General features: G+C 66.7%; 25 protein-coding genes. 14 read left to right on the top strand and 11 right to left on the bottom strand.

Annotated elements, in window-relative coordinates:
- Nucleotides 1-6 precede the first annotated feature (6 nt).
- The 4 genes from D5S18_RS10055 to D5S18_RS10040 form a co-directional block, all read right to left on the bottom strand.
- Nucleotides 7-939, bottom strand: coding sequence for a 1-phosphofructokinase (locus tag D5S18_RS10055; protein ID WP_120039537.1), 933 nt, complete (start codon nucleotides 937-939; stop codon nucleotides 7-9).
- The gene (locus D5S18_RS10050; RefSeq protein ID WP_120039536.1) at nucleotides 936-2,087 is read right to left on the bottom strand and encodes an N-acetylglucosamine-6-phosphate deacetylase; all 1,152 of its coding nucleotides are present in this window, start codon (nucleotides 2,085-2,087) and stop codon (nucleotides 936-938) included. Before D5S18_RS10050 ends, D5S18_RS10055 begins: the two co-directional genes overlap by 4 nt.
- Before the next feature lie 212 nt (nucleotides 2,088-2,299).
- Complete coding sequence (locus D5S18_RS10045; RefSeq protein WP_120040509.1) at nucleotides 2,300-3,265, bottom strand: ROK family protein; 966 nt, start codon at nucleotides 3,263-3,265, stop codon at nucleotides 2,300-2,302.
- Between the two features lie 98 nt (nucleotides 3,266-3,363).
- Complete coding sequence (locus D5S18_RS10040) at nucleotides 3,364-4,266, bottom strand: SIS domain-containing protein (RefSeq protein WP_239003646.1); 903 nt, start codon at nucleotides 4,264-4,266, stop codon at nucleotides 3,364-3,366.
- Between the two features lie 158 nt (nucleotides 4,267-4,424).
- On the opposite strand from D5S18_RS10040, the gene D5S18_RS10035 reads away from it, so the two are divergent.
- The 5 genes from D5S18_RS10035 to D5S18_RS10015 all read left to right on the top strand — a co-directional run bounded on the left by D5S18_RS10035 (nucleotide 4,425) and on the right by D5S18_RS10015 (nucleotide 9,101).
- Complete coding sequence (locus D5S18_RS10035; protein ID WP_239003645.1) at nucleotides 4,425-5,675, top strand: extracellular solute-binding protein; 1,251 nt, start codon at nucleotides 4,425-4,427, stop codon at nucleotides 5,673-5,675.
- Between the two features lies 1 nt (nucleotide 5,676).
- Entirely contained in the window at nucleotides 5,677-6,561 is an 885-nt protein-coding gene (locus D5S18_RS10030) for a carbohydrate ABC transporter permease (protein ID WP_239003644.1), read from the top strand.
- Entirely contained in the window at nucleotides 6,558-7,424 is an 867-nt protein-coding gene (locus tag D5S18_RS10025) for a carbohydrate ABC transporter permease (RefSeq protein WP_120039534.1), read from the top strand. The genes D5S18_RS10030 and D5S18_RS10025 overlap by 4 nt, the downstream gene beginning before the upstream one ends.
- A gap of 120 nt (nucleotides 7,425-7,544) precedes the next feature.
- Entirely contained in the window at nucleotides 7,545-8,198 is a 654-nt protein-coding gene (locus tag D5S18_RS10020) for a TetR/AcrR family transcriptional regulator (RefSeq protein ID WP_120039533.1), read from the top strand.
- Nucleotides 8,199-8,309: 111 nt separating this feature from the next.
- The gene (locus D5S18_RS10015) at nucleotides 8,310-9,101 is read left to right on the top strand and encodes a DeoR/GlpR family DNA-binding transcription regulator (RefSeq protein ID WP_203236673.1); all 792 of its coding nucleotides are present in this window, start codon (nucleotides 8,310-8,312) and stop codon (nucleotides 9,099-9,101) included.
- A 42-nt stretch (nucleotides 9,102-9,143) separates the two neighbouring features.
- Here D5S18_RS10015 and D5S18_RS34815 read toward each other — a convergent pair whose 3' ends face one another.
- From D5S18_RS34815 to pnuC, 3 genes are all read right to left on the bottom strand, one after another.
- Nucleotides 9,144-9,860 carry a hypothetical protein gene (locus tag D5S18_RS34815; RefSeq protein ID WP_158607847.1) on the bottom strand — a complete coding sequence of 239 codons (717 nt, stop codon included), beginning with the start codon at nucleotides 9,858-9,860 and terminating at the stop codon, nucleotides 9,144-9,146.
- An 11-nt stretch (nucleotides 9,861-9,871) separates the two neighbouring features.
- On the bottom strand, nucleotides 9,872-10,255 hold the full coding sequence (locus tag D5S18_RS10005; protein WP_147403915.1) for a hypothetical protein: 384 nt from the start codon (nucleotides 10,253-10,255) through the stop codon (nucleotides 9,872-9,874).
- Nucleotides 10,256-10,377: 122 nt separating this feature from the next.
- Nucleotides 10,378-11,085: a nicotinamide riboside transporter PnuC gene (gene pnuC / locus D5S18_RS10000; protein WP_120040501.1), complete on the bottom strand. Its 708-nt coding sequence runs from the start codon at nucleotides 11,083-11,085 to the stop codon at nucleotides 10,378-10,380.
- Nucleotides 11,086-11,488: 403 nt separating this feature from the next.
- On the opposite strand from pnuC, the gene D5S18_RS09995 reads away from it, so the two are divergent.
- The 4 genes from D5S18_RS09995 to D5S18_RS09980 all read left to right on the top strand — a co-directional run bounded on the left by D5S18_RS09995 (nucleotide 11,489) and on the right by D5S18_RS09980 (nucleotide 15,160).
- On the top strand, nucleotides 11,489-12,328 hold the full coding sequence (locus D5S18_RS09995) for an ABC transporter ATP-binding protein (protein ID WP_120039530.1): 840 nt from the start codon (nucleotides 11,489-11,491) through the stop codon (nucleotides 12,326-12,328).
- A complete protein-coding gene (locus D5S18_RS09990) occupies nucleotides 12,325-13,068 on the top strand; it encodes an ABC transporter permease (RefSeq protein ID WP_120039529.1) in 744 nt (247 codons plus the stop codon). Before D5S18_RS09995 ends, D5S18_RS09990 begins: the two co-directional genes overlap by 4 nt.
- A 145-nt stretch (nucleotides 13,069-13,213) precedes the next feature.
- A complete protein-coding gene (locus D5S18_RS09985; protein ID WP_120039528.1) occupies nucleotides 13,214-14,008 on the top strand; it encodes an ABC transporter permease in 795 nt (264 codons plus the stop codon).
- 78 nt (nucleotides 14,009-14,086) lie between these two features.
- Nucleotides 14,087-15,160 (top strand): ABC transporter substrate-binding protein, encoded by a 1,074-nt coding sequence (locus D5S18_RS09980; RefSeq protein WP_120039527.1) that lies wholly within the window; start codon nucleotides 14,087-14,089, stop codon nucleotides 15,158-15,160.
- 9 nt (nucleotides 15,161-15,169) lie between these two features.
- On the opposite strand, the gene D5S18_RS09975 is transcribed toward D5S18_RS09980, so the two are convergent.
- Complete coding sequence (locus D5S18_RS09975) at nucleotides 15,170-16,192, bottom strand: XdhC family protein (RefSeq protein WP_120039526.1); 1,023 nt, start codon at nucleotides 16,190-16,192, stop codon at nucleotides 15,170-15,172.
- Nucleotides 16,193-16,207: 15 nt separating this feature from the next.
- On the bottom strand, nucleotides 16,208-16,804 hold the full coding sequence (locus D5S18_RS09970) for a nucleotidyltransferase family protein (RefSeq protein WP_120039525.1): 597 nt from the start codon (nucleotides 16,802-16,804) through the stop codon (nucleotides 16,208-16,210).
- A gap of 380 nt (nucleotides 16,805-17,184) precedes the next feature.
- Between D5S18_RS09970 and D5S18_RS35620 the strand changes: the two genes are divergently transcribed.
- From D5S18_RS35620 to metE, 4 genes are all read left to right on the top strand, one after another.
- Complete coding sequence (locus D5S18_RS35620; protein WP_239003643.1) at nucleotides 17,185-17,493, top strand: hypothetical protein; 309 nt, start codon at nucleotides 17,185-17,187, stop codon at nucleotides 17,491-17,493.
- 528 nt (nucleotides 17,494-18,021) lie between these two features.
- Entirely contained in the window at nucleotides 18,022-19,308 is a 1,287-nt protein-coding gene (gene aceA, locus D5S18_RS09960) for an isocitrate lyase (RefSeq protein ID WP_120039523.1), read from the top strand.
- 256 nt (nucleotides 19,309-19,564) lie between these two features.
- On the top strand, nucleotides 19,565-20,461 hold the full coding sequence (locus D5S18_RS09955; protein WP_120039522.1) for a 3-hydroxybutyryl-CoA dehydrogenase: 897 nt from the start codon (nucleotides 19,565-19,567) through the stop codon (nucleotides 20,459-20,461).
- A gap of 253 nt (nucleotides 20,462-20,714) precedes the next feature.
- Nucleotides 20,715-23,015 (top strand): 5-methyltetrahydropteroyltriglutamate--homocysteine S-methyltransferase, encoded by a 2,301-nt coding sequence (gene metE / locus D5S18_RS09950; RefSeq protein ID WP_120040499.1) that lies wholly within the window; start codon nucleotides 20,715-20,717, stop codon nucleotides 23,013-23,015.
- Nucleotides 23,016-23,057: 42 nt separating this feature from the next.
- On the opposite strand, the gene D5S18_RS09945 is transcribed toward metE, so the two are convergent.
- Nucleotides 23,058-23,642, bottom strand: coding sequence for a TetR/AcrR family transcriptional regulator (locus D5S18_RS09945; protein WP_120039521.1), 585 nt, complete (start codon nucleotides 23,640-23,642; stop codon nucleotides 23,058-23,060).
- A gap of 92 nt (nucleotides 23,643-23,734) precedes the next feature.
- Between D5S18_RS09945 and D5S18_RS09940 the strand changes: the two genes are divergently transcribed.
- On the top strand, nucleotides 23,735-25,069 hold the full coding sequence (locus tag D5S18_RS09940; protein ID WP_158607846.1) for a phthiocerol/phthiodiolone dimycocerosyl transferase family protein: 1,335 nt from the start codon (nucleotides 23,735-23,737) through the stop codon (nucleotides 25,067-25,069).
- Between the two features lie 118 nt (nucleotides 25,070-25,187).
- On the opposite strand, the gene D5S18_RS09935 is transcribed toward D5S18_RS09940, so the two are convergent.
- Nucleotides 25,188-26,240: an NAD(P)-dependent alcohol dehydrogenase gene (locus D5S18_RS09935; RefSeq protein ID WP_120039519.1), complete on the bottom strand. Its 1,053-nt coding sequence runs from the start codon at nucleotides 26,238-26,240 to the stop codon at nucleotides 25,188-25,190.
- Between the last annotated feature and the right edge of the window lie 100 nt (nucleotides 26,241-26,340).

Raw genomic sequence — 26,340 nt, 5'->3', positions numbered from 1 at the left:
GAACGATCATGGGGCAGCTAGGTTCTCGATGATGACGGTCGGTAGTAGCCGATCCCGCAGGGCGCGGTCGATCTCGCCCGCCACCGGCACCACCACGGCCGAGGCGGAGGTGGCGACGGCGTCGGCGAGCACGACCGACCAATCCGGATCCTTCGACTCCGACAGTGTCGCGATGACCGCCGCCGCCGCGGAATCGCCCGCGCCGGTGGGATTTCCGGCCAGCGGTTCGGGCAGTCGGGCCGACCAGGCCCCCTCAGGGGTGACCAGCACCATCCCCTCCGCGCCGCGGGTGGCCACCACGGCGCGCACACCGTGCGCGAACAGCGGACGCACCGAATCCACCACCGCGCGCGGCGAATCCGGCATGGACGCGGTGAGTCGTCGCAACTCATCGGTATTGGGCATCAGCACGACACCCGGAATCCGCGCGGCCCGGCGCAGCGCCTCGCCGTCCACATCGCAGACCGTGGGCACGCCCGCCGCGACGGCGGTGCGGGCGATCTCGGCGGGCAGCCCCGGATCGACACCGCCGGGCAGCGACCCGGAGATGACCAGACCATTGATATCGGGCAGCAGTCCGGCCACCCGGACCGCGAGCTGCTCGGCCGCGTGCGGGTTGGTGACGCGGGCGCCCGGCTCCCACAGCGCGGTCGCGGTGCCGTCCACCGATTCGCTGACCACCACCGTGCGGCGCACCCAGGGCAGGGCGTGCACGAAATCCACCGGCAGCTCCAACTCGGCCGCCGCGGCGAAGGCATGATCGCTGAAACCCGTGGCGCGCGCGTACTTGCCGAGCTGATTGAGCACCCTGGTGACATTGATGCCTTTGCCGCCGATGCGCTGCTCGACGGATCGGACCCGGTGCGCCTGGCCCCGCTCGAACCGTTCGACCCGGTAGGTCATGTCGTAGGCGGGATTCATTGTCACAGTGAGGATCACGACAACCACTGTCCCCTACTGAGGACCCGTCGCAACCGGAGATCCGCGTCGACGACCAGCAGGTCGGCCCGCAGACCGGGCCGCAGATCGCCCACTTCGGTGAGTCCGGCGGCGCGCGCGGGCACCGAGGTGGCGGCGCACACCGCCGCGCGCAGCGGGACGCCGCAGCTATTGACGGCCCAGCTCAACCCGTCGAGCAGGGTGCTGGTGCCGCCCGCGATCGAACCGTTGGCGATGCGCGCGACACCACCCGAGACCCGCACCCGTTGCGGCCCCAGGACGTAGTCGCCGTCGGGCATCCCCGCGGCCTGCATGGCATCGGTGATCAGCGCGACCCGACCCGCCGCCGCCGCGAAAACCAAGGCGCCGAAACCGGAATCGACATGGACGCCGTCACCGATGAGTTCGACCACCGCGGCGCCGTCGGCGGCCGCGACCAAACCGGCGGCGACCGGGCCGGGTGTGCGGTGGTGCAGCGGCGGCATGCCATTGGCCAGATGCGTGACGAGTGCGGCGGGGCCGCCGGGCCGCAGCGCGGCGCGGAAGCGCGCGAAGTCGGTATCGCTGTGGCCCAGCGCCACCACGGTGCCGCTGTCGGAAAGGCGCTGTGCCACTTTGTCATAGCCGGGCAGTTCCGGAGCCAGCGTCATGACCCGCAGGTGGCCGCCCGCCGCGGCGAGCAACTGTTCGGTGAGTTCGAGATCGGGATCGCGCAGATAGCGCGGGTCCTGCGCCCCGCAGCGCGCTGCCGCGAGAAACGGCCCCTCGGCGTGGATTCCGCCGATGATCCCCTGCTGTGCCAACTCACGCAGCGTCGCGACCTGAGCGACCATCTCGGCGCCGGGACCCGTCACCACGGAGGCCACCACCGTGGTGCTCCCGCGCGAGCGGTGGAATTGCGCGGCGCCCCGCGCCTGCTCGGGATCCACCGTGTCGAAGCGGTGGCCGAAGCCGCCGTGATTGTGAATGTCGACCAGGCCGGGCAGCACCGTGCCCGCATAGCTCGGCACCGGTGAATCCGGGTGCGCGGCAACCCATTGCGCGAACGGCGCCACCTCGGCGATCCGCTCGCCGAGTATCGAGATCACCCCGTCGTACAGCTCGGCGGACGCCGAAACGATCCGCCCCCGTACCGTATTCGGGTTCATCGCACTCACCCCTGCTTCCGATGAACGTCCCGGCGGCTGCCGGGACCGATTGGCGGCGCTCACGGGTCCCTTCGTGGTCACGCTGCGCTACCTCCTGCGGTCCCGTCGCTCACGCCCCTGACCGCACAGGCTACCGTCGCCCTCATCGCGACGGCACACCAATGCGGTACGGAGGTCCCGGAATCCGTCGGCGCGCACCGAACCGGGGCGATTCATCTCACGATTCCACACCGGGCGAAGCGGGCCGCGCCGATCAAACCGGCGCGCGCACCGAACTCGCCGACCACCACCTGTGGCGGCGGCACCAGGCGCAGCCGCTCGGCGATGGCCCGGTGCAGCGGTTCGGTGAGCGCCGCGCCCGCGCCCGCCAGACCGCCACCGAGCACGATCAGTCGGGGGCACACCGCGTGCACCACGCCGATCAGTCCGTCGGCGAGCGCGTGCACCGCGTCCGAGATCACCGCCTCGGCATCGGGATCGGTGTCGAGCAGCGCGAAAACCTCGGCCGCGCCTTTGGTTTCGTGCCCGGTGCGGGTGGAATAGGCGCGCGCGACCGACGCGCCGGAGGCCAGGGTCTCCACACAGCCGATATTGCCGCAGGGGCAGGGTAATCCATCCGGATAGCGGACCGGGATGTGCCCGTATTCGCCCGCCTGACCGAAAGCGCTGCGCACCAGCCTGCCACCGACCGAGAGCGTGCCGCTGATCCCGGTGCCGATCATGAGCACGCACACATCGTCGATGCCGCGCCCCGCGCCGAAGCGCCACTCGGCCCAACCCCCCACGGTGACATCGTGATCGATCAGCACCGGCATACCCCAGCGGGCACTGAACCGGTCGCCGATCACCACATCGCGCCAGCCGACATTGCTGCTGAATACCGCGATGGCGCGCGCGGTATCGACAATGCCGGGCAGGATGACGGCGGCGCGCGCCACGAGAGCGCGCTGCTCGGTGGACAATTCGCCGAGGAGTTGATCGCCGAGCGCCGTCATGGCGTCGAAAGCGGCCAGACCCTTCGGTGTTTCGATGACACCGGCCGCGTGTACGGCACCCGCGGCGTCGGTGATCTCACCCTTCATGGTGGTGCCGCCGACATCGATACCGAGCACCAACGCCTCCGGCGGCAGTTCGAGTGGGATCGCCGGTGGATCGTTCGCAGGCCGTACCATTCCCATTTCCGGCACAGTAGCGGCCCGCGCCGGACTTGTCGTCGGACCGGTGGTTCCGGTGCGCGCGCCCGGCGGGGCCTCGGGAGCGGGCGGCACGGCCGAGATCACCGGTCCAGGACCACCGAGCGGGCCAGGCTGCGCGGATGGTCGGGGTCCAGGCCCAGGTCGGCGGCGCGTAGTACGCAGAGTTGGTGCACCCGGACCAGATCCGCCATCGGATCGATATCCCGGTGCTCGAGATGTGCGCCGGTGATCGCGACATCGGCGGCGAAATTGGGTTCCAGCGGTCCGAAAGCCCACACGGCGCGGCCGGGTGCGGCGATGCTGATCGGGCCGTGGCGCCATTCGGTGGCGGGGTAGCCCTCGGTCCAGGATTGGCAGGATTCGCGCAGTTTGAGTCCGGCCTCATCGGCGATGGCGGCCGCGAAGTCCATCCCGACGAAGCTGATCTGCTCGGCCCGGCGCACGGCGGCGAGCGATTCGGCGGGATCCTCGGCGAGGACGGCGCGGGCCGCCGCGATGGCGGGATGCAGATCCTCGCCGAGATGCCAGCGCAGGATGGCCAGCGCCGTGGTGGCGAAACGTGTTTGTACGACGGACTTTTCGTCGACCTCCTGGATCAGGACGGGGTCGGCGAGATCGAGCACAGGCGTACCGGGACTGCTGCAGATGACGGTGCGCGGCACGCCGTCGGGAATCCGGCGCATGGCATTGACCACCTCGGTGGTGGTGCCGGAGCGGCAGATGACGAGGTAGCGGTCGTAGTCGCGGCCGAAGCGGACCTGGCTGGCGGGCCAGGCGTCGGTCAGGCCGTGGCCGGAGCCCTCGCGCAGGGCGGATATCGCGCGGGACATGAAAAGTGAGGTGCCGCAGCCGATTACGGCCACGCGCTCGCCCGGCTGTGGCAGCACGGCCTTGTACTCGGCGGCGGTCGTGGCGGCGCGGGTCCAGTCGTCGGGCTGGGTGGCGATCTCTGCGGCTAAGTGGGGGGCTGGGTTTTCAGGCACACGAACAGAATCCGCCCGGTGATCGTTCATGTCAACTTTCCGAGCAAATCGGTCACATTCGATCACTATTGGGTCTACATTGGCGGTCAATACGATCGTTCGCTACATCATCGGCGGTTCGGTGGTGTGGGGTGTGCCAATTTTGAAAGGTTCTGCTCGTGAACAGACCACTCCACGGCATAGTGGCCGGGGTAGCACTGGCGGCCAGCGTGGTGCTCGCGACCTCGTCGTGCGGGTTCGGGTCCAAGGACTCCGGCGACTCGGATACCACGATCAACTTCCTCGCCCCCGTCTACAGCGACGGCGCCACCGGAACCAAGACGCTGTGGGACGGCATCATCGCCGACTTCAAGAAGGCGAATCCGGGCATCACCGTCAATCTTCAGATGGAGTCCTGGAATTCGATCAACGACGTGGTGCGCACCAAACTCCAGTCCAAGTCCACCACACCGGACATCCTGAATATCGACGCCTACGCCAGCTTCGCGGGCGACGGCCAACTCTTCCCGGCCTCCGAGATCGTCTCCGATCAGGTGCTCGCCGATATTCAGCCGGGCTTCAAGAAGAATGCCTCGCTCAACGGCACCGAATACGCGCTGCCGCTGTTCGCCTCCACCCGCACCCTGTTCTACAACAAGGACCTGTTCACCAAGGCGGGCATCGCGGCGCCGCCCAAGACCTGGTCCGAGCTCACCGAGGCGGCCAAGAAGATCCAGGCCCTCGGCGGCGGCGTCTCCGGCTACGGCCTGCCCCTCGGCAGTGAGGAGGCCCAGGGCGAAACCTCCATCTGGACCTTCGGCGCGGGCGGCAACTGGGCCGACGGCGACAAGCTCACCATCAACTCCCCGCAGAATCTCGAGGGGGTCCAGGCCATGCGGGCGATGATCGATTCCGGTGCCACCCAACCCAATCCGGGCGCCACCGACCGCAAGGATGTGATCAACGCCTTCATCCAGGGCAAGATCGGCATGATCGAGGGCCTGCCGCCCACCATCGGCCAGATCAAGGACAAGAATCCCGGCCTGCAGTACGCCACCGCGCCGACTCCGACCAAGGCGGGCGAGCCGGTCACCCTCGGCGTGGCCGACCACCTGATGGCCTTCAAGAAGGACGGCAAGAAGGCCGACAGCATCAAGAAGTTCCTGAGCTTCTTCTACACCGCCGACGTCTACGCCAAATTCGTGCAGCGCGAAGGCTTCATCCCCATCACCAACTCCGCCGCCGCCAAACTCGCCGACGATCCGGTGACCAAGGCCTTCGGCCCCACCCTGCCCGCCGCCAAGTTCTACCCCAGCAACAACGCCAACTGGGCCAAGGCGCAGGGTGCGATCCGGCAGCAGATCGGCACCATCGGCCAGGGCACCGATCCGGCGCAGGTCCTGGCGCGGATCGCGGACGCCGCGAAATAACGTGCGACGCAGCAAGGGAACGCTGGCGGCGCTGCCCTGGATCGGACCATCGCTGGTCCTGATCGCGGCCATCGTCGCCTTCCCCGCCCTCTATATGGTGTGGACCAGCACCCGCAAGCTCAGCGCCTACGGTGAAGACCGCGGCGCGGGCGGACTGGAGAACTATCGTGCGCTGTTCGGCATCTCCGAACTGGGCGCGGTGCTGGTACACACGGTGATCTGGGTGGTCGCGGTCGTCGGGATCACCCTGCTGATCTCCGCGGCCCTGGCCCAATTCCTCAACAAGGACTTCCCCGGCCGCACCGCCGTGCGCATGGCGATCCTGGTGCCGTGGGCGGCCTCGGTGGTCATGACCACCAGCATCTTCTACTACCTGCTCGACCCGGATGTCGGCATCGCCAACCGGCTGCTGGTCGACCTCGGATTGCTCGACCGCGGTTACGGGTTCACCAAACAGCCCACACCGGCATTCCTGGTGGCCATCCTGGTGGCCGTCTTCGTCTCCATCCCCTTCACCACCTACACGATTCTGGCCGGGCTGCAAGCCATTCCGGCCGAGATCGACGAGGCCGGGCGGATCGACGGCGCGGGCGCGTGGCAGCGCTACCGCTATCTCGTACTGCCGCAACTGCGTTCGGCCATCGCGGTGGCCACCATCATCAATATCATCAACGCGTTCAACTCGCTGCCCATCCTCCAGGTGATCACCGGCAGCATCGCGGGATTCTCCGCCGACACCACAACGACCCTGACCTTCAAGCTGATTCGACAGAATCAGCACATAGATACGGCCGCCGCGATGAGCGTCTTCAATTTCGCGCTGATCATCGTGATCATCGCGATCTACGTCAAGGTCATCAAACCGACCCGGCAGGTGGACGGATGACCCTGCACCGGCTGCCGACCGGCAGCGCTACCGAAGGCGCCCGACGCAGGCGCTGGGAACTCACCGCCGTCGGTGCGGTGATCGCGCTGCTGTTCCTCGCGCCCTACCTGGTGATGGTGCTCGGCTCGCTCAAGAGCCGCGCCGAGATCCTGCGCATCCCACCGACCTACCTGCCCGAGACCTGGCATCCGGACAACTACGCCACCATGTGGCACACCCCGGAGACGCCACTGCCGTTCAACCTGGCCAGCACCATCATCATCTCGGTCTGCGCGACCGTGCTGGTCCTGCTGGTGGCCATCCCGGCGGCGCATCACACCGCGCGCCACCGGTTTCCGGGCAAGACGGTCTTCCTCGGACTGGTGCTGATCACCCAGATGCTGCAGCCGACGGTGCTGGTCACCGGCTTGATTCGGGAGTTCTTCGCACTCGGCATCAACGACACCTGGTTGGCCATGATCCTGGTCAACGCCGCGTTCAACCTGTCGTTCGCGGTATGGATCATGCACAGCTTCTTCGCCGGAATACCGGTGGAGATAGAGGAGGCGGCCCAACTCGACGGGTTGAACCGCTTCCAAATCCTGACCAGGGTGTCCCTACCGCTGGTCTGGCCCGGCATAGTCACCGCGACCATCTTCGTGGTGGTCTCCTGCTGGAACGAATTCGCCGCCAGCCTGGTCGTATTGACCACGCCGGAAAATCAACCGCTGTCGGTGGCGCTCACCAAATTCGTCGGACAGTACGACACCGCGTGGCAGTACGTGTTCGCGATCTCGACGGTGGGCATCGTCCCGGTGGTGATCCTCTTCGCGTTCATCGAGAAGCGGCTCGTCGCCGGATTGACTGCGGGGAGTGTGAAATAGGTTAGGACACAACGGGATAGGAGCCGGCTGGCGCGCGGCACACCATGGAGAGTCTCGCTCTCGGTTTGCCGGAACCGTGTGCCGCCCGCCGGCCTCGCCTATCCGGGAAGGCAGTCGAGGATGTTGGGTGAGGGTAGTGTCGCGATCCGAGATCGCAGCTATGGCGGACTGTCCAGAGCACAGCGGGTCGCGCGGCGGCGCACGCGTCTGCTCGACGCCGCCCTGGAACTGTTCGGCACCAGGGGATACGGTGCGACATCGATCGAAAGGCTCTGTGCCACCGCGAATGTCTCGACCCGCAGCTTCTACGAGGACGTCGGCAGCCGCGAAGCCCTGCTCATCGCGCTGGTGAACCGGACCAGCGCGGTGGCCAACGAGCGGGTCGCCGCCGAACTCGCGGCCGCCGCCGACGAGCCGATCGCCCGCCGGGTCGTGCGCGGATTCCGCGCCTACCTGGAGGTCACCTGCGCCGACCGCCGATCCGCGCGGGTCTGCCACGTCGAGGTGGTGGGGGTCAGCCAAGCGGTGGAGAACTGGCGCAGCGAACAGCGGCGGGTACTGGCCGCGCTGCTGGTCGGCGAGGTGGAACGGGCCGCGCGCCGAGGCGAGATCCCGCCGCGCCGCTTCGACCTGTTCATACTGGCGCTCATCGGTGCGGTGAGTTCGCTGGCCCAGGAATTGGTGCAGTCCACCAGGCCCGACGCCGAACCGTCACTGGACGAAATATGCCGAGAGATCAGGTATTTCGTCGATTCCGGACTGGCGGTCGGCTGAGGCGCAGCTCCGCCGCGACGACGCGCGCCGGGCATTGCGCGCCCGTGCGCGTCGCCCGGTGGGCATACTTGTTCGCGTGGCAAGCGAAATACCAGGTGACGGCGGCGCGCGATGACCGCACCCATAGATCGACCGCAGCGCTGGAACCGGCTACTGGAACTGCTCGCCGACTCCGGTCGACTCTCGGTGGAGGAGGCCGCCGAGCGGCTCGGCGTCTCCCCGGCCACGGTGCGCCGCGACTTCACCGCCCTCGCCGAACAGCAGTTGGCCACCAGAACCCACGGCGGCGTGGTGGCCACCTCCGTCGCCTACGAACTGCCCACCCGCTACCGCCAGAGCGGCGGCGAAGCCAAACAGCGCATCGCCGAATACACTGCCGCACTTGTCGATCCGAGCGCCGTCGTCGGATTCAACGGCGGCACCACCACCACGGCGGTGGCCCGCGCCCTCGCGGGCCGCCCCGATCTCGGTAAATCCGCCGACGACCAGCTCACCATCGTCACCAACGCCCTCAATATCGCGGGCGAGATGGTGCTGCGCCCGCACCTGCGCACCATCTGCCTCGGCGGCGTCGCCCGCCGCGAATCCTACGAGCTACACGGCCCCCTCGCCGAACGCGCCCTCGCCGAATTACATTTGGACGAACTGATTCTCGGCGTCAACGCCATCTCCGCCGCGGGCGGCGCCCAATGCCGCCACCTCGACGAGGCGGGCGTCAACACCGAAATGGTCCGCCGCTCCCACCACGTCATAGTCGTCGCCACCGCCGACAAACTCGAGAAAACCGCCCTGGCCCGCATCTGCGCCCTCGAGGATATAGACCTCCTCATCACCGATGCCGCCGCCGACCCCACCGCCCTCACCGCCCTGCGCGCCACCGGCCTGCGCGTCGACGTCGTCTGATATCCCGAGCGATGGGGCGCGGACGTCCGCGGCCCCATCGGTCTAGTTGGCTGGGTCGTTGAAGTGCTTGCGCAGCAGTGTTTCCAGTGTGAGCACCGTCGATTCGACCATATCGAAGCGGGTGCCGATGGTCGATTCCAACGTGTCGAAGCGCTCTTTCAACCCGTCGACGGTTGTTTCCAGACCGTTGACGGACTTTTCCAGGCCTCCGACGGTTGTTTCCAGGCCGCCGACGGTCTTCTCCAGACCGCTTACAGTTTCCTTAATGCTGCCGACGGTTGTTTCCAGGCCTCCGACGGTCTTTTCCAGGCCGCTTACGGTCTCGTTAATGCCGCCGACGGTTGTTTCCAGGCCTCCGACGGTCTTTTCCAGGCCGCTTACGGTCTCGTTAATGCCGCCGACGGTCGTTTCCAGGCCGCCGACCGTCTTCTCCAGGCCGCTTACGGTTTCCTTAACGCCGCCGACCTCGTTGACCAATGCGTCGAGCGTTTCTGTGTTCTTATCAAGTTGCCGCGTGTGCTTGTCGAGGATCGACTTCTGATCCTCCAGTTGCCTGGTGTGCACGCGCAGAGTGGAGCCGTATTCGACCTGATTGTTGTGCAATGCCTGGAGCATTTTGGTGTTCTGCTCATGGGCTTGCAGGGCAAGTGTCGCGTTGCTGGTCGCGATCATGCACAGATTTCTCAGATGCACATGTTCCGCTTCGAGCCCGTCGGCTCGATCCTCCAGCAGATCCACGCGGGTCGCGAGTTGGGTCATTCGGAGCCGCCTCAATTCTTGGCAGGATTGTTGAAGTGCTTGCGCAGCAGCGCTTCCAAGGTGAGCGCCGATTCAGCCTTCTCGAGGCGGGCTGCCAAATCATCGACTGTGCTGGTCAACGATTCGAACATCCTCGTGTGGTCGTCCAGCCTTCCGGTGTGCTCATTCAGGATGTCGGTGTGTTTGCCCAGCGTCTCATTGTCTGCGGGCGGCACTACGGTGTGGCGGGTTCCGCCTTGGAGTTCTAGATCCTTCTGCAATGCTGTGATCAGTTCGATGCTGTGCTCGTGCGCGTGTTTGGCAGCGGACGCTTTGCTGAGCGCGTCCAGTCCTACACCGCTGGTCAGCGACAGATTGGATTCAACGGTGTCCATCCGACGTTCCAGCATGTCCACTCGGACATCGGAGATGGGATGTGTCATGACTCTCCCCCTATCGAAACAGAACTGTGATTCGATGAAGCTTGACAACGGAGAAGATACCCCTCGGGTGACGATCCGGCAAACCCCCGGATGGGTCAACGACGCTCGGCACGGCTAGCGCCAATCGGGCTGTCCTGCAAGGGATTTACGGGGGTTGAACTGCGCAGACCGCGGGACCAGACGGTGAAGCCCCAGAGGACGAAGCCCGCGTACACGAGATACAGTGCGGCGGAAGGGTAGTAGCCCGCTTTCAGAAGCAGGGGGACGCCGACGAGGTCCACGGCGATCCAGATGAGCCAGAATTCCGCCCAGCCGCGTGCCATACCGTAGGTGGCGAGGAGGGATCCGGTGAAGATCCAGGCTTCGGCCCACGGACCGTAGGAGTCGAGCGCGGCGAAGAGTTGGGCGAACAGCACCGTGCCCGCCACCATGGCGCCGACGAGGACCAGGCGTTCGCGGGTGCTGGCCCAGCGCGGTTCGACACCGCGATGCTCCAGCCCGGTCTCGCGGCGCGCGTACCGATGCCACTGCCACCACCCGTATGCGCTGACCGCGATGAACATCAACTGCCGCCCGGCCTGGCCCGCCATATTCAGATGCTGCGGTGTTTGGAAGATCCCGCCGACGAAGACGGTGAACAGCAGCGCGTTGCCCGCGATACCCACCGGCCAAGCCCACACCCGTCGCCGCGTCCCGCCGATGGCCGAGGCCACCCCGAAACCATTGCCGACAACCTCGCGCCAGAGGATCTCCGATCCCGCGATGTGCAGTTTGGCGTCCAACAGCGCGACGATGGGGTTCATCTGCTGTGCAACGAAGAAGGTATCCGTTTTCATCCGGGCGGCGGAATCTCGGAACCGAGATTGTTCGTATACCCGCGGTGTGAGCGACGGGACCGGAGGCGGTAGCGCAGCGTAGCCACGGAGGGACCCGCGAGCGCCGCAAATTTGACTCAGCGGTGTGAGCGACGGGACCGGAGGCGGTAGCGCAGCGTAGCCACGGAGGGACCCGCGAGCGCCGCAAATTTCACTCAGCGGTGTGAGCGACGGGACCGGAGGCGGTAGCGCAGCGTAGCCACGGAGGGACCCGCGAACGCCGCAGAAATCGCTCCGCAAATCCTGCGGAATTAGGTTGCGGCGTAACGATTGCGCTATCCGCGCCCACCATTCCCGATATCAGCCCAACCGGTCCTTCTAATCTGGCTTGATGGGCACGGATCCGGGGGCGGCGGGGGCGCAAGCAGGCAAGGGCATACACATCAGTGGACTGTCCAAAACCTTCAAGGTCGGCAGACGAACGGTGCGGGCGCTGGATTCGGTGGATCTGCGCACCGAGCAGGGCGCGTTCCTCGCGCTGCTCGGCCCGTCGGGCTGCGGCAAATCCACCGTGCTGCGCATCCTCGCGGGCCTGGAGCGCCCCACTGCGGGGCGGGCGCTGATCAATGGCGAGACCCCGGCCGAGGCGCGGGGCTGCCACGAACTCGGTATCGCCTTCCAGGACGCGGCGCTGCTGCCGTGGCGCACCGTCGAATCGAATATCAAACTGCCCCTGCAAGTCGCCGGATTGCCGGTCGATCCGGCGCGCGTGGCAGGCCTGATCCGCCTCGTCGGCCTGGAGGGTTTCGAGAAGGCCAAGCCCGCGCAACTGTCCGGCGGTATGCGCCAACGGGTTTCGATCGCGCGGGCACTCGTGGTCGAGCCGAGGGTGCTGCTGCTCGACGAACCGTTCGGCGCGCTCGACGATATGACCCGTCAACGCCTCAACCTGGAACTGCTGCGCATCTGGACCGAGCAGCCCGCCACCACGCTGATGGTCACCCACGGCATCGCCGAGGCGGTCTTCCTCTCCGATGTGGTGGCGGTAATGAGTCCGCGCCCCGGCCGGGTGCTGGAACTGGTGCGGATCGAGCTGCCGCGGCCGCGACTGCCCGAGATCATGCGCGCGCCCGAATTCCATCGGGTGTGCGACTACCTGTCGGAGTTGCTGTTCGGGACCGCCGCGATGGCCGAAACCGTGAGCGCCGCAGCGGATCGGAAGCAGGCGTGAGGCGGCTGGGCGGCGTCGCGGGCGTCCTCGGATTGATCGCGCTGTGGTGGCTCGCGGCGGCACTCGGCGCGGCAGGCGGCGCGATACCCAGCCCATGGCAGGTGCTGCACACCATGTACACCGACGGGTGGGGCCTCTACGGCCCGAACTTCCGGATCACGGCGCTCGGCGCGCTGCGGGGCTTCGTCTGGGGCAACGCGCTCGCGATCGGATTGGCCGTATTGGTGGTGCTGGCGCCGCCGATCGAGGTCGTCGCCACCCAGTTGGCCATACTCAGTTACTGCACACCGCTTTTGGCGCTCGGGCCGATCATTCTGGTGGTCTTCGGCGGTCGCACGCCGACCGTCTTCCTCGCCGCGATCTACTGCTTCTTCACCACCATGGTCGGCACCGTCGCGGGCTTGCGCTCGGCCGACGCGGCCAGTCTGGATCTGGTCCGCGCCTACGGTGGCGGACGGTGGCAGCGGCTGGTGCGGGTGCAGGCCGTCGCGGCATTGCCGAAGATGTTCGCGGCCTTGAAGATCGCGGCGCCGTCGGCGGTGCTCGGCGCGATCATCGGCGAATACCTGGGTGGGGTGGACAGCGGTATCGGCGTCGCGCTCACGGCGGCGCAGACGGCCTACAATGTCCCGCGCACCTGGGGGATGGCATTGGCGGCGGCCGCGCTGGCAGGCGTCGGGTACGCGGTGGTGGCGCTGCTGGCCCGTTCGGTCGCGCCGTGGACGAGGGAGGCGCGATGAAACGCTGTCGTTCGAGAATGGGTTCTGTTGTACTGCAGGGGATTACGGCCGACAGCGGTCCATTCACCTGGACTTCGCGCCCCGGCCGCTGCATTCGACCGAGCCTGACCCTGCTGGTGCGCCGCTCGCACGGAGGGGCCAAACAGTGACCGTGCTGCGACGGATCCTGCGCTTCTTGTTCCCGCTCATCACCTCGCTGCTGCTGATGGTGCTCATCTGGGTCGTCTTCCTGAAGGCATTCCCCCAGGTAGGCCCGCGAGTCGGCAAGACGCCCGCCGATATCTGGCGCTACCTGGTGACCGCGCCGGGCGCACCCACCGTGCGTGCCGCGATACTCGACGATCTGCGCATCACGCTCGGCGATGCCGCGATCGGATTCGCGGCGGGGATGCTGATGGCGCTGATCGTCGCGGCGCTGTTCGTCTCGTTCGCGGCGGTGGAGCAGACCTTCCTGCCGGTGGCCATGCTGTTGCGCTCGGTGCCGCTGGTCGCGCTCTCGCCGGTCATCGTGCTGGTCTTCGGACGCGGCGTGCTCGGTGTGACGGTGCTCGCCGCTATCGTGGTGTTCTTCCCGGCATTGGTGCTGATCATGTCCGGATTGCGCGACGCCCCCACGCAGGCGCTGGATCTCGTTGCGGCTTATGGTGGTTCACGCTGGACCGGGCTCCGGATGGTGGCGGCGCCCGCGGCGCTGCCCTCGATATTCGCAGCAGCCCGGATCTCGGTGCCGGGCGCGCTCATCGGTGCGCTCCTGGGCGAATGGCTGGGCAGCGGAACAGGTTTGGGCGCGAGTCTGATCCGGGCCATCCCCACCTTCCAGTACAGCAGACTGTGGGCATCGATCGTGCTGATCACACTGGTATCGGTGGCGCTGTACGCACTTGTCGGCGTACTGGAGAATCTGGTCCTGGCGCGATTCGCCCCGCAGGCCGGAAGCTGAAATTCCCGACCCGCCGGAAACTCCCGTCCGGAGCGCGAAAGCGGAGAATTCGACACGAAACCCACCTACATTCGGCCCATGACACCCGTGCACAGCACCAAACCGGATCGTCGAGCCTTTCTCCGCTACTGCGCGCTGACCGGAGCCGCACTGGGCGGCCTATTGACCGCGTGCGGCGGCTCCGGTGACGATTCCGGAGGCGGCTCATCGGCGGACGGATCGAAATTCGGGGCGGTCGCGGTGCAGCTTTCGTGGCTGAAGAATATCGAATTCGCGGGCGAGTACTTCGCCGATTCCAGAGGCTATTACAAGGCGGCCGGATTCGGTTCAGTGAATCTGGTGGCGGGCGGCGCCGCTAGCACCTCGGTGGAGGCGGGCCTGGATACCGGCAAGGTGTGGATCGGCATGTCCGCGCCGCAGACCACCGCGCCCGCCGTCCTGGAGGGTCTGCCCGCGAAGATCATCGGCACCACCTATCAGAAGAGTCCGTTCTGCCTCGTCTCCTCCGCCGCCAAACCGATCCGCAATCCGCAGGAGATGAAGGGCCGCCGGATCGGCGTGCAGGACACCAACCAGTTGATCTTCAATGCCCTGCTGTCGGCCAACGGGATGAAACCCGGCGACGTCACTATCGTGCCCGCGCAATTCGATCCGACACCGCTGACCACCGGCGAGGTCGACGGCTGGGTCAGCTACCTGACCAATGAGCCGATCACCCTGTCCGACAAGGGATTCGACAACACCAACTTCCTCTTCGCCGACTACGATCTGCCCCTGGTCGCGGAGACCATCACCGTCAAACAGTCCACCATCGACAACGAGCGCGACCGGCTCAAAGCGTTCCTGATCGCCGAGATCAAAGGTTGGCGCGACGCGGTGGCGGATCCGGCGCAGTCCGCGCGGCTCGCCGTCGAGGTCTACGGCAAGGATCAGAAACTGGACCTCGCCGTGCAGAACAAGCAGGCCATCTCCCAGAACACGCTGGTCGCCACCGCCGAAACCAAGACCAACGGGCTGTTCACCATGACCGATCAGTTGATCGAGCACAATCTCGCGGCCCTGCGCAGCGCCAAGATCGATATCCGATCCGAGCGGCTGTTCGACCTGTCGATCCTGCGCGAGGTCTTCGCCGAACATTCCGAGCTGAAATAGCGCGAAGTATCAAAGCCCCATGCGGGCAGGGGCTTTGGGCACCGCCGGATCGGAACGGGCGCGTCCGGACCGGCCGCTGCGGGTGGCCAGCAGTTCGGCCGTGATCGATACCGCGACCTCGGCCGGGGTGCGCGCCCCGATATCGAGGCCCGCGGGGGAGTGCAGGCGCGCCAAGGTGGTCTCGTCGAACCCGCCGGCGAGCAGATCCTCCATCCGTCGCGCATGGGTGATCGGATCACCCTGTGCGGCAAGATAACCCAGCTCAGGTAGTCGCAAAGCGATGGTGAGTAGCGGGATCTCGAACTTCGGATCGTGCGACAGCACCACCATCGCGGTGCCCGCATCGATCTCGCCCGCGGCGGTGAGCGAGTTCAAATACCGATGCGGCCAATCGGAGACCACCTCCGCGCCGGGAAAGGCACTGGCCGAGGCGAAGTCGGGGCGCGCGTCGCAGATGGTGACCCGGTAGCCGATCATCCTGGCCTGGGTGGTGAGCGCGGCGGCGAAAGCGTTCGCGCCGAAGATGATCAGCCGCGGCGGCGGCGCGAAGGAGCAGACGAACACATCCGATTCCGGTAGCGCGATGAGATCGGTGGCGTGCCGCTTGTCGGTGATCAGATGCTGACCGATCACATCCGGGTCCGAGTTCCAGACGACGGTGAATACGGTGATCTGCCGATGCGCCGCGATTTCGGCGGCGACGGTGGGGAATTCGGGAAAATCGCGGCGGGAGAACGGTTCGATGAAGATATCCACCGTGCCCTCGCCGAGCGAGCCGACCTCGCGACCGATGGCCACGTTGTAGCGCTGCAAGCCGCGCCTGCCGATGCGTGCGGCCTGAAATGCCGCCTCGTACACCGTTTCCTCGAGTGGGCCGCCGCCGATCGTGCCGTGCGCGGCGCCGTCGGGGCCGACCAGCAGCGCCGAACCCACCGGAAACGAATCGGTCCCCACGGTGCGCACAATGGTGGCCAGGCCACCCATCCGGCCCGAATGCCACAGCCGGAGTAGGTCGTCGACGATGTCGCGCATCAGTTCTCGCTCCGCTCAGCGTGCGGTCGTGGTCGGGTAGTCACGGTCGCTGCCCGTCGCCAGATCGTCGCACGTGACGCACACCATAGCGTTGTTGCCGCGCAAATAGGTCCGCCCACCGGAATTTCCTTGCGCGGCCGAATAAACCGGTTCCCAATGCCGTTTTTCCAATACCACCGGATGTCCCGGAGTGTTCCGAAACACCGCCCGCGCCATACCCGTTGGCGAATCGATCGCCGCCGCGATCACCCGCGCCACCACCTCGGCCCCCACATCGGGCGTATCCACCGGCATGATCGCCACATATTCGGCCCCGCTGCGCGCCGCCGCCCGCAACCCGGCCCGCACCGAGGCCCCCATTCCCGTAGCCCACTCCGCGACCCACACTCCCCGCGCCCCTTCGGGCAACCCCACCGCCGCCACATCCGGCCCGGTCGCCCCCAACGTCACGATCACAGCCCGACACCCACCCCCGCGCAGCGCCGCCACCGCCCCCCGCAACCAAGCACCCCCCTCCGCCAGCACCTTCGGCATCCCATACCGAGTCCCGGCCCCCGCCGCGAGCACCACCCCAACACACCCGAACCCGAACGCCCCCGCGCGGCCTGCCATGGCTAGACGGTAACCGGTTCCGGTTGCCACCGGGTGACCGAAAAGTGTTAGAAACCACCCGATGTGCTGTCGGGCCTGCGCCGGCATTTGCTCAGACGCGCTGACATAACCTGTTAGCGCCGCATCGCCGTCGGTTGCGGCAGCGTCACGGGGAGTCGCGAAGGGGGAAGCGGATGCATGCGTTCATGGATGAGTCACGCCGTAGCGACTACATGATCTGCGCCGTCCTAGTTGGCTCCGGCGAACTGGCCGATGCGCGGAAGGCGCTGAAGGAGTTGCGCGCACCGAGATCGTCGCGGATTCACATGTCACAGGACAGTCGGCGAGCCGCGACCATTGTTCGCGGCGTGTTGTCGCTTGGACTGCGCGCCGAGTTGCAGATGGTCGAGCTGGTCGGCCAGCCCGAGCGATCCGCGCGCGATGCGGCGCTGGCGGCCATGGCGGTCCGCCTCGACGACCTCGGAGTCCGCCAGTTGTGGATCGAATCGTGTGGTCAGGACAGGCGCGACCGCGAGGTGCTCCGAAATGCGCTCGATTCCGCATCGGGGAGTGGATTCCCCTATCGACATACCGGTGGCGGTGATGAACCGCTGCTGTGGCTGCCCGATGTGATCGCTTGGGCCTATGGCAAGGGTGGGCAGTTCCGACGCGAGGTGAAAGACATGGTGACCGTGCGCGAAGTGCGCTGAAATGCGCAAAGCCCCAGGCGACTCACCGTCCGGAGAGCTCCCAGGGCTTACTTTCCGCAGACGCTGTGCTACGGACGGGTCCAGTATCTATGTGGTCGCGATGAACGTCAATCCCTTATGGGGAGGAAAGTCCATCGCGGCGGATCGACGACGCCTGGGTGTCGGGGGACACATGGGTAGGCGGGTGCCTTCGCTTGTGAATGTGATCACAAGAAGAAGTGTGGGGGGAGTGGAGGTCGGGGAGGGCGACGAGATCTAACAGTACGGGCGTTACGCTGAAACCGCATGTCAGAGCTACCAGTCGGTAGATTTCGGGCGTGCAATGTGCCCGCTAATTTTGCAAACTTGGCAAAGCGGGGTGGAAACCTAGCCAAGATTCACATTTGCAACAGGTAGACGGCTATTTCGCTGTGTGCCATCGTGTGGAAGTACACCCCATGGGCCTAGCAAGCCTGCAAATTGCCGCTCCAGCAGTTCGAGTCGAACTCGACCGTGGGGCACCGACCGACCAGAGAAGTGGAGTCAGAGATGTCGACCACCGGCACCCCGAAGACCGCCGCGGAAATCCAGCAGGATTGGGATAGCAACCCGCGTTGGAAGGGCGTTACCCGCAACTACACCGCGGAGCAGGTGTCGAAGCTCCAGGGCACCGTCGTCGAGGAGAGCACCCTGGCTCGCCGCGGCTCGGAGATCCTCTGGGATCTCGTCAACAACGAGGACTACATCAACTCCCTCGGCGCGCTGACCGGCAATATGGCCGTGCAGCAGATCCGCGCGGGCCTCAAGGCCATCTACCTGTCCGGATGGCAGGTCGCCGGTGACGCCAACCTCTCCGGTCACACCTACCCCGACCAGTCGCTGTACCCGGCCAACTCGGTTCCGGCCGTGGTCCGCCGCATCAACAACGCGCTGCTGCGCGCCGACGAGATCGCCAAGGTCGAGGGCGACACCTCCGTCGCGAACTGGCTGGCCCCGATCGTCGCCGACGCCGAAGCCGGCTTCGGTGGCGCCCTGAACGCCTACGAACTGCAGAAGGCCATGATCGCCGCGGGCGCCGCGGGTGTGCACTGGGAGGACCAGCTCGCCTCCGAGAAGAAGTGCGGCCACCTGGGCGGCAAGGTGCTGATCCCGACCCAGCAGCACATCCGCACCCTGACCTCCGCGCGTCTGGCCTCCGACGTCGCCGATGTGCCGTCGGTCATCATCGCGCGCACCGACGCCGAGGCCGCCACCCTGATCACCTCCGATGTCGACGAGCGCGACCGTCCGTTCCTGGACGGCACCCGCACCGCCGAAGGCTTCTACGGCGTGAAGAACGGCATCGAGCCCTGCATCGCGCGTGCCAAGGCCTACGCCCCCTACGCCGACCTCATCTGGATGGAGACCGGCACCCCGGACCTGGAGCTGGCCAAGAAGTTCTCCGAGGCTGTCCGCAGCGAGTTCCCGGACCAGCTGCTGGCCTACAACTGCTCCCCGTCCTTCAACTGGAAGGCGCACCTGGACGACGCGACCATCGCGAAGTTCCAGAAGGAGCTGGGCGCGATGGGCTTCAAGTTCCAGTTCATCACCCTGGCGGGCTTCCACTCGCTCAACTACGGCATGTTCGACCTGGCCTACGGCTACGCCCGCGAGGGTATGACCGCCTACGTCGACCTGCAGGAGCGCGAGTTCGCGGCCGAGGAGCGCGGTTACACCGCCACCAAGCATCAGCGTGAGGTCGGCGCGGGCTACTTCGACCTGATCGCCACCACCGTCGACCCCAACACCTCCACCGCGGCGCTGCGGGGTTCGACCGAAGAGGGCCAGTTCCACTGAGTTCTGGGCCGCACGCCCTCAGCACGACTCTCGATTCCGTTGAGTCGGCACGAACCATCGAATGCTCGAGCATTCGAATCCCGAGCGGTTGCCGGGAGCGGAGCGGCGCTCCCGGCAACGGCTCACCCGCCCTTCCCGCTGAACAGCCCCAGTGGGGAGGGCATCCCTATACCTTGGTCCATCGAAGGCGCTCACACTCCGGAGGCGACCTTCCCTTTCAGCCACCGAAGCCACTTTCAACCAGCAGGAGCGGGACGTGAGCAGCGACAAGATTCAACGCGTCGGCGTGATAGGCGCCGGACAGATGGGCGCGGGTATCGCCGAGGTGTGTGCCAGGGCGCATGTGGACGTGCTGGTCTACGAGCAGACCCGCGAGCTGGCCGCCGCGGGCCGCGCCCGCATCCTGCGTTCGCTGGATCGCGGTGTGAGCAGCGGCAAGATCACCGAGCGCGAACGCGAGCAGGCCGCCTGGCGGCTGCGCTTCACCTCCGATCTGGGCGATTTCGCCGACCGCCAGTTGGTGGTGGAGGCCGTGCTCGAGAACGAGGACGTCAAGACCGCCATCTTCGCCGAACTGGACAAGGTGGTCACCGACCCGAACGCGGTGCTCGCCTCGAACACCTCCTCCATCCCGCTGATGAAGATCGCGGTGGCCACCGCGAATCCGGAGCGGGTCATCGGCATGCACTTCTTCAACCCGGTTCCGGTGCTGCCCCTCGTCGAGTTGGTGACGACGCTGAAGACCAGCGAGTCGGTCTCCCAGCGGGCCGAGGCATTCGCCGCCGAGGTGCTGGGCAAGCAGGTGGTGCGCTCGGCGGACCGCTCCGGTTTCGTGGTCAACGCGCTGCTGGTGCCGTACCTGCTCTCCGCCATCCGAATGGTCGAATCCGGTTTCGCCACAAAGGAAGACGTCGACAAGGCAATGGTGCTCGGCTGCGCCCACCCGATGGGTCCGCTGGCACTGACCGACCTGGTCGGCCTGGATACCGTGAAGTCGATCGCGGATTCCATGTACTCGGAGTTCAAGGAGCCGCTGTACTCGGCGCCCCCGCTGCTGATGCGCATGGTCGAGGCAGGCCTGCTGGGCAAAAAAACCGGCGCCGGCTTCTATCAGTACTCGCCCGCCACCGCTTCCGCCTCTCCGCGTATTTAGCGCGCGGCTGAGTGCCGTCTCGCGTTTGTACGCGTGCCGGCGGTTGGGGTGCGGTGCCGATTTCGGGCGTACCCGGTGAGTTACCCGGCCCTTGCGAAATCAGTTGTTGCGTTGCGTAGATTCGCCGAGCAGAGGTCGGGTGCTCGCACATCAAAAGAGGTTCACGTCGTCGGATCGTGGCGGTGTGTGGCGTTACCGGGCTTAGGCTGCGAAGAGGTCGAGGACCGGCAGCTCGGAAGGAGTGTTCCCGCTCATGGTGAATGTCAGCGATGGGTTCGGGTCGAGCGTTCTAGGCTATCCGCGGATTGGACCGCATCGGGAACTCAAGCGGGCCTTGGAGTCCTACTGGCACGGGGGTATTTCGCGCGACGAATTGCTGGCGGTGGGGCGGGAGATTCAAGAGCGGCAGTTCAATGAATTGGCTGCTACCGGCTTGACTCAGGTCCCCGGTAATACGTTCTCCTTCTACGATCATGTGCTGGACAATGCGCTGCTGTTCGGTGCGGTGCCCAAGCGGTTCGAGCCGTTTCGGGAGGGTATGGATCCGCTGGACTTCTACTTCCTGATGGCGCGTGGTCGGCCGGATCTGCCGCCGCTGGAGTTGGTGCGTTTCTTCGATACCAATTACCACTACCGTCAGCCCGAGCTCGACGCGGACACCGAGTTCTCGCTGCATCCAGGGGCGCTGCTCGACGAGTGGGATCGGGCGAAGGCGCGCGATATCGAATTGCGGCCGGTGGTGCTCGGTCCGGTGTCGCTGCTGCTGCTCGCCAAGGCCGGGCAGGTCCCCGGTGAGACGGAATTCGACACGCTGAGCCTGCTGGACAAGCTGCTGCCGGTGTACGAGGAACTGTTCGAGATCCTGGCCAAGCGCGGTTCCACCTGCGTGCAGTTGGATGAGCCCGCGTTCACCAGTGATCGCACTCCCGCCGAGTTGGCCGCGTTCGAGCGTGCGTATCAACAGCTTTCGACGGCCCCGCTGCGGCCGCGCATGCTGGTGACCGGACAGTACGGCGATTTCGGTCCGGCGCTGCGGATTCTGGCGGCGACGGGCGTGGAGGCGATCGGCCTGGACCTGGCCGATCATCGGATCGAGCCGGAGACATTGGCCGCGGTGCCGGGTATTCGGCGCAAGCGCTTGTACGCGGGCGTGATCAGCGGACGCAATGTGTGGCGCGCGGACCGGTACGTGACGCTGCAGTACCTGAACGCGCTCGCGCAGGTGTGTCCGGATCTGGTGGTCTCCACCGGGACGACCCTGCTGCATGTGCCCTACGACCTGCTGGTCGAGTACGAGATCGACGGTCGTGTCGCCGATCGGCTCGCCTTCGCCAAACAGAAGGTGGGCGAGGTGGTCTCGCTTGCTAAGGCGTTGACCGAGGGTCCGTCGGATCGGTGGCGCAAGCGCCCGACCGAGGTGCATTTCAAGCAGAAGCACGCGGTGCGCCAGCGTGTGTACGCCATTACCAGGGAGATGCGGGCGCGCGAGCCCTACGAGGTGCGCCGCGCCGCGCAGCAGGCCAGGTTGAATCTGCCGCCGGTGCCCGCGACCACCCTCGGCTCGTTCCCGCAGACCGATCGCGCCCGGCAGGCCCGCCACGACCTGGGGCAGGGCAAGCTGTCCTTCGACGAGTACGGCAAGCGCATCGAGGCCGAGATCGAGGCCACCATCCGGTTGCAGGAGGATATCGGTCTCGATGTGCTGGTGCACGGCGAGCACGAGCGCAATGACATGATCCAGTACTTCGCCGAACTGCTGGACGGCTTCGCCACCACGCACTTCGGGTGGGTGCAGGTGTACGGGTCGCGGTGTGTGCGCCCGCCGGTCCTCTACGGCGATGTGGCGCGGCCCGAGCCGATGTCGGTGCGGTGGACGGCTTACGCGCAGTCGCTGACCGACCGCCCGGTGAAGGGTATGGTCACCGGGCCGGTCACCATGATCGCGCGTTCGTTCGTTCGGCAGGATCAGCCGCTGCACGAGACCGCCGATCAGGTGGCGCTGGCGATCCGCGACGAGGTGGCCGATCTCGAGCGCGCGGGTATCGCCATCATCCAGGTCGATGAGCCCGCTATCCGGGAGATGCTGCCGTTGCGCGCGCCGGGGCGCGCCGAATACCTGCGGTGGGCGGTCGGCGCGTTCCGGCTGGCGACCTCCGGGGTGCGCTCGGACACCCAAATCCACACGCATATCGGCTATTCCGGTCGCGCGGAGGTGGTCGAGGCGATCGAGGAACTCGATGCCGATGTCACCGCGATCGTGGCGACCAGGTCCATCGAGTGGGTGCTGCGCGCGCTCAAATCCGACAGCGCCTCCGGTCACGGTTTGAGTCACGGCGTCGGACCCGGTGTGTACGAGAGTCGTTCGGCGCGCATCCCCGATATCGACGAACTCGATGCGCTGCTCACCGCCGCCGCCGAGGCGGTGACCCCGGATCGGTTGTGGGCCAATCCGGATGGCGGTCTGAAGACCAGGCACGGTTGGCAGTTGGAGCCTTCGCTGCGCAATCTGGTGGCGGCGGCCAGGCGGCTGCGGCGCAGGGTGGCAGCGGAGTAGTCGATCCGGCCGGGCGGGAAATCCGCTCGGCCGGTTCTGTTTTCAACTGTCTTGGGGCGGCGTTTCGGCCTCGGTGCGCGCCGGGCCGATCATGTCGACCAGCGCGCGCAATCCGGCGGACAGATCCTGCGGTGTCGGCGCGTTGTCTGCGTCGATGAGCCACTGGATGAGTACGCCGGTGATGAGCAGGTTCAGGATGCTGCCGATGCGGAGGTCGGCCTGTCCCAGTGCGTTCGATAGTCCGACGCGCGCATCGCGTTGTGCTGCAGCGGATTCCGCGCGGATCTCCGGATTGTGCAGTGCCTGCGCGGTGCTCTCGGCATTGGCGGTCCACAGCGCGCGATCGGCCTCGAAGGAGGCGATGAGCTTGTGCCAGAAGGCATCCAGGCGGGCGGCGGGATCGCCGCCCGCCGTCTCGGGCAGCGAGACGAAGATCTGGTGCACCGCGGTCGCGGTCGACTCGAGCATGGCCTGATTGAGCAGCTTGTCGCGGGTGCCGAAGTGGTAGTTGATGGCCGCCAGGTTGGTGCCGGAGGCGGCGACGATATCGCGGACCGTGGTGCGCGCGTAGCCGCGTTCGGCCAGACACTGCTTGGCCGCGACGAGTAGATCTTCTCGGGTTCCCACTTCGCCAGAGTAGCAGTACGGCAAACGTACGTTTGTGACTTACGTTTCATACATTGTTTGTGACAAGCGTTTGAAACATCTATATGGTGGGCGTGTCCGAACATCTACCCGGAAGTGACACCATGGCCACCCAGCGTCCGCTCTCCCCGTTCGAGTCCGCCTACTTCCTCGCGGCCGCGCCCCACCTGGGCAGCGTGCCCGTCCTCGGCCTGCCGCTCTATATCGGCACCACCGTGCGCGGCGCCCTGGACCCCGACATCCTGCGGCAGGTGCTCGCCGATCTGGCCGCCGGACATCCACTGCTGCGCAGCCGGGTCGTCGAGGTGAACGGTGCACCGCATTTCCGCATCGATGACGACTACCGCGTACCGTTCGCGGTGCGCGACGGCGGACCCGAGGAATACCGGCGGCTGACGAACTCCCGGCCGGACTGGGACGCGGGCCTGTTCCAGGCGCAGGTGCTGCGCCGCGACGGTGTGGACCAGGTGGTGCTGAGCATCCACCACGGCATCGCCGACGGCCGCTCGGCCTTCGCGCTGCTGGAGCAGATGTGGCGGCGCTACACCGCCTACGTCGCGGGAATCCCGCTGCCGCGAACCTTTTCCGATCAACTGCCGGGCGCGGTCGATATTCGGCTCGCCGAGGTCACCACGCGGGCGGAGATCGAACTGTTCCTCGCGGGCGTGCGCGCCGGGGCCGCGGCCATGGCGCCTTCGGACGCGCCTCGGCGCCTCCCCACGGGCGGTGTGAGCAACGACCCCTGCGGCAGACTCGGACTGCGCCGCATCGAGCTGAGCCCCGAACGCACCACCGAACTCATGAATACCGCTCGGCAGCACGGGATCTCGGTCAACAGCCTACTCACCGGCGTGGCACTGGCGGCCGTGCGCGATCGGCTGACGCCCGGCGCCGGGAAGCTGCCGCTGATGTGCGGGCACGCGGTCGATCTGCGCTACGAACTGTGGCCGAGGGTGGCGGCCGAGACGGTCGTCAACTGCGCGTCGGGCACGGGGACGCTGGTCGCGGTGGATCGCGACGATGACCCGATCGCGCTCGGCCGTGAGGTGGCCGAGGGGATGCGGGTCGCCAAGGATACTCGGTTCCCGGCGCTGTTCCTGCGTGCCTCGCAGGAGCCGCTCGACGCGTTCACCGCCGCGATCCTGGGCGCGCCGCCCACCTTCGCCCTGTCGAATATGGGTCTGGTGCAAGCGCATTCGCTGCCGGACGAGTTGCGGTTCGTGCGCGACGACATCTACGCCGTCGCACCGGGGATGCCGCCCAAACTGTCGGTATTCACCGTGGGCGAGCGGCTGACCATCCAAATGGAGTACGACTCGGCCGAATACGGCCACCCTTGGATGGCCGATCTCGGTGCCGCCCTCGTCGCCCGGTTGGACCGGGTGTGCGCGACAGTACTGGCCGACTAGGCGTACCTTCGCCTCCGCTCCGACCGTGCGCGGGCTTTCGGGCGGCTACGCCCATCGGCGACAATGCCCGTCCCGCACCGTCTTCCGCTGCCCGATGCGGGCAGCGGAAGACGACCGATCACATCGTCGCCACGTCGATGACGAAGCGGTACTGCACATCGCTGGCCATCACCCGGTCGTACGCGCCGTCGATCTCGTCGGCGGAGATCACCTCGATCTCCGCGCCGATCCCGTGCGCCGCACAGAAATTCAGCATCTCCTGGGTCTGGGCGATACCCGCGATCATCGAGCCCGCCAGCGCGCGGCGGCGAGTGGCGAGGGTGTTGGCCCGCACCGTCAGTGCGGCGTCGGGCAGACCGAGCAGCACCATGGTGCCGTTGAGCGAGAGCAGCTTCAGGTAGTCGTCGATCGGCAGGTCGGCCGAGACGGTATTGACAATGAGGTCGAAGCGGCCGCGCAGTTCGCGGAAGGTCTGGCGGTCGCTGGTGGCGTGGTAGTGGGAGGCCCCGAGGCGCAGGCCGTCCTCGCGCTTGCGCAGCGACTGGCTCAGCACGGTCACCTCCGCGCCCATGGCGGCGGCGATCTTCACCCCGACGTGGCCGAGGCCGCCCATGCCGATGATCGCGACCTGCTTGCCCGGCCCGGCCTCCCAGTGCCGCAGCGGCGAGTAGAGCGTGGCGCCCGCGCACAGCAGCGGCGCGGCCACATCCAGGCCGATACCCTCCGGTATCGAGAGCACGAACTGCTCGGTCACCACGATCTCGGTCGAGTAGCCGCCGAAGGTGATCCCGCCCACCTGCACCGATTCCTCGACCGGGTTGTTGTAGGTCCAGATCGGGCCGTTGAGACAGTACTGCTCCTCGTCGGCCAGGCACGGGCCGCATTTGCCGCAGGAGTTCACCAGGCAGCCGACGCCGACCCGGTCGCCGATCTTGAACTTCTGGACCGCGGAGCCGACGCCCGCGACCAGCCCCGCGATCTCGTGACCGGGCACACACGGGTAGCTGGTGCCGTGCCATTCGTTGCGGGCGGTGTGGATATCGGAGTGACAGATGCCCGCGTATTTGATGTCGATCAGCACGTCGTGCGGACCCAGGTCGCGCCGCTCGATGGAGACCTTCTCGAAGGAGCCGTCGGGCGCGGTGATGGCATAGGCAGCAGCGGTGGTCATGCTTCTATGCCTACCGCCGCATGGATGCCATTGTCGACCGGGGGCGGATTCGCCCAGGTCGTAGCGGTGCCTCGGATGTGGGTCCGGCCCGCGATGGCCG

This window comes from Nocardia panacis (genome assembly GCF_003598715.1).
Classification (GTDB): Bacteria; Actinomycetota; Actinomycetes; order Mycobacteriales; family Mycobacteriaceae; genus Nocardia; species Nocardia panacis.
This window is presented reverse-complemented; position numbering and strand designations above follow the sequence as displayed.

Bases quoted from the DNA above. Each gene is read 5' to 3' on its own strand.
- D5S18_RS10050 (WP_120039536.1), bottom strand. From the start codon at position 2,087: ATGAACCCGAATACGGTACGGGGGCGGATCGTTTCGGCGTCCGCCGAG.
- D5S18_RS10045 (WP_120040509.1), bottom strand. From the start codon at position 3,265: ATGGGAATGGTACGGCCTGCGAACGATCCACCGGCGATCCCACTCGAA.
- D5S18_RS10025 (WP_120039534.1), top strand. From the start codon at position 6,558: ATGACCCTGCACCGGCTGCCGACCGGCAGCGCTACCGAAGGCGCCCGA.
- D5S18_RS10020 (WP_120039533.1), top strand. From the start codon at position 7,545: ATGTTGGGTGAGGGTAGTGTCGCGATCCGAGATCGCAGCTATGGCGGA.
- D5S18_RS10015 (WP_203236673.1), top strand. From the start codon at position 8,310: ATGACCGCACCCATAGATCGACCGCAGCGCTGGAACCGGCTACTGGAA.
- D5S18_RS34815 (WP_158607847.1), bottom strand. From the start codon at position 9,860: ATGACCCAACTCGCGACCCGCGTGGATCTGCTGGAGGATCGAGCCGAC.
- pnuC (WP_120040501.1), bottom strand. From the start codon at position 11,085: ATGAACCCCATCGTCGCGCTGTTGGACGCCAAACTGCACATCGCGGGA.
- D5S18_RS09995 (WP_120039530.1), top strand. From the start codon at position 11,489: ATGGGCACGGATCCGGGGGCGGCGGGGGCGCAAGCAGGCAAGGGCATA.
- D5S18_RS09980 (WP_120039527.1), top strand. From the start codon at position 14,087: ATGACACCCGTGCACAGCACCAAACCGGATCGTCGAGCCTTTCTCCGC.
- D5S18_RS09975 (WP_120039526.1), bottom strand. From the start codon at position 16,192: ATGCGCGACATCGTCGACGACCTACTCCGGCTGTGGCATTCGGGCCGG.
- D5S18_RS09970 (WP_120039525.1), bottom strand. From the start codon at position 16,804: ATGGCAGGCCGCGCGGGGGCGTTCGGGTTCGGGTGTGTTGGGGTGGTG.
- D5S18_RS35620 (WP_239003643.1), top strand. From the start codon at position 17,185: ATGGTCGAGCTGGTCGGCCAGCCCGAGCGATCCGCGCGCGATGCGGCG.
- aceA (WP_120039523.1), top strand. From the start codon at position 18,022: ATGTCGACCACCGGCACCCCGAAGACCGCCGCGGAAATCCAGCAGGAT.
- metE (WP_120040499.1), top strand. From the start codon at position 20,715: ATGGTGAATGTCAGCGATGGGTTCGGGTCGAGCGTTCTAGGCTATCCG.
- D5S18_RS09935 (WP_120039519.1), bottom strand. From the start codon at position 26,240: ATGACCACCGCTGCTGCCTATGCCATCACCGCGCCCGACGGCTCCTTC.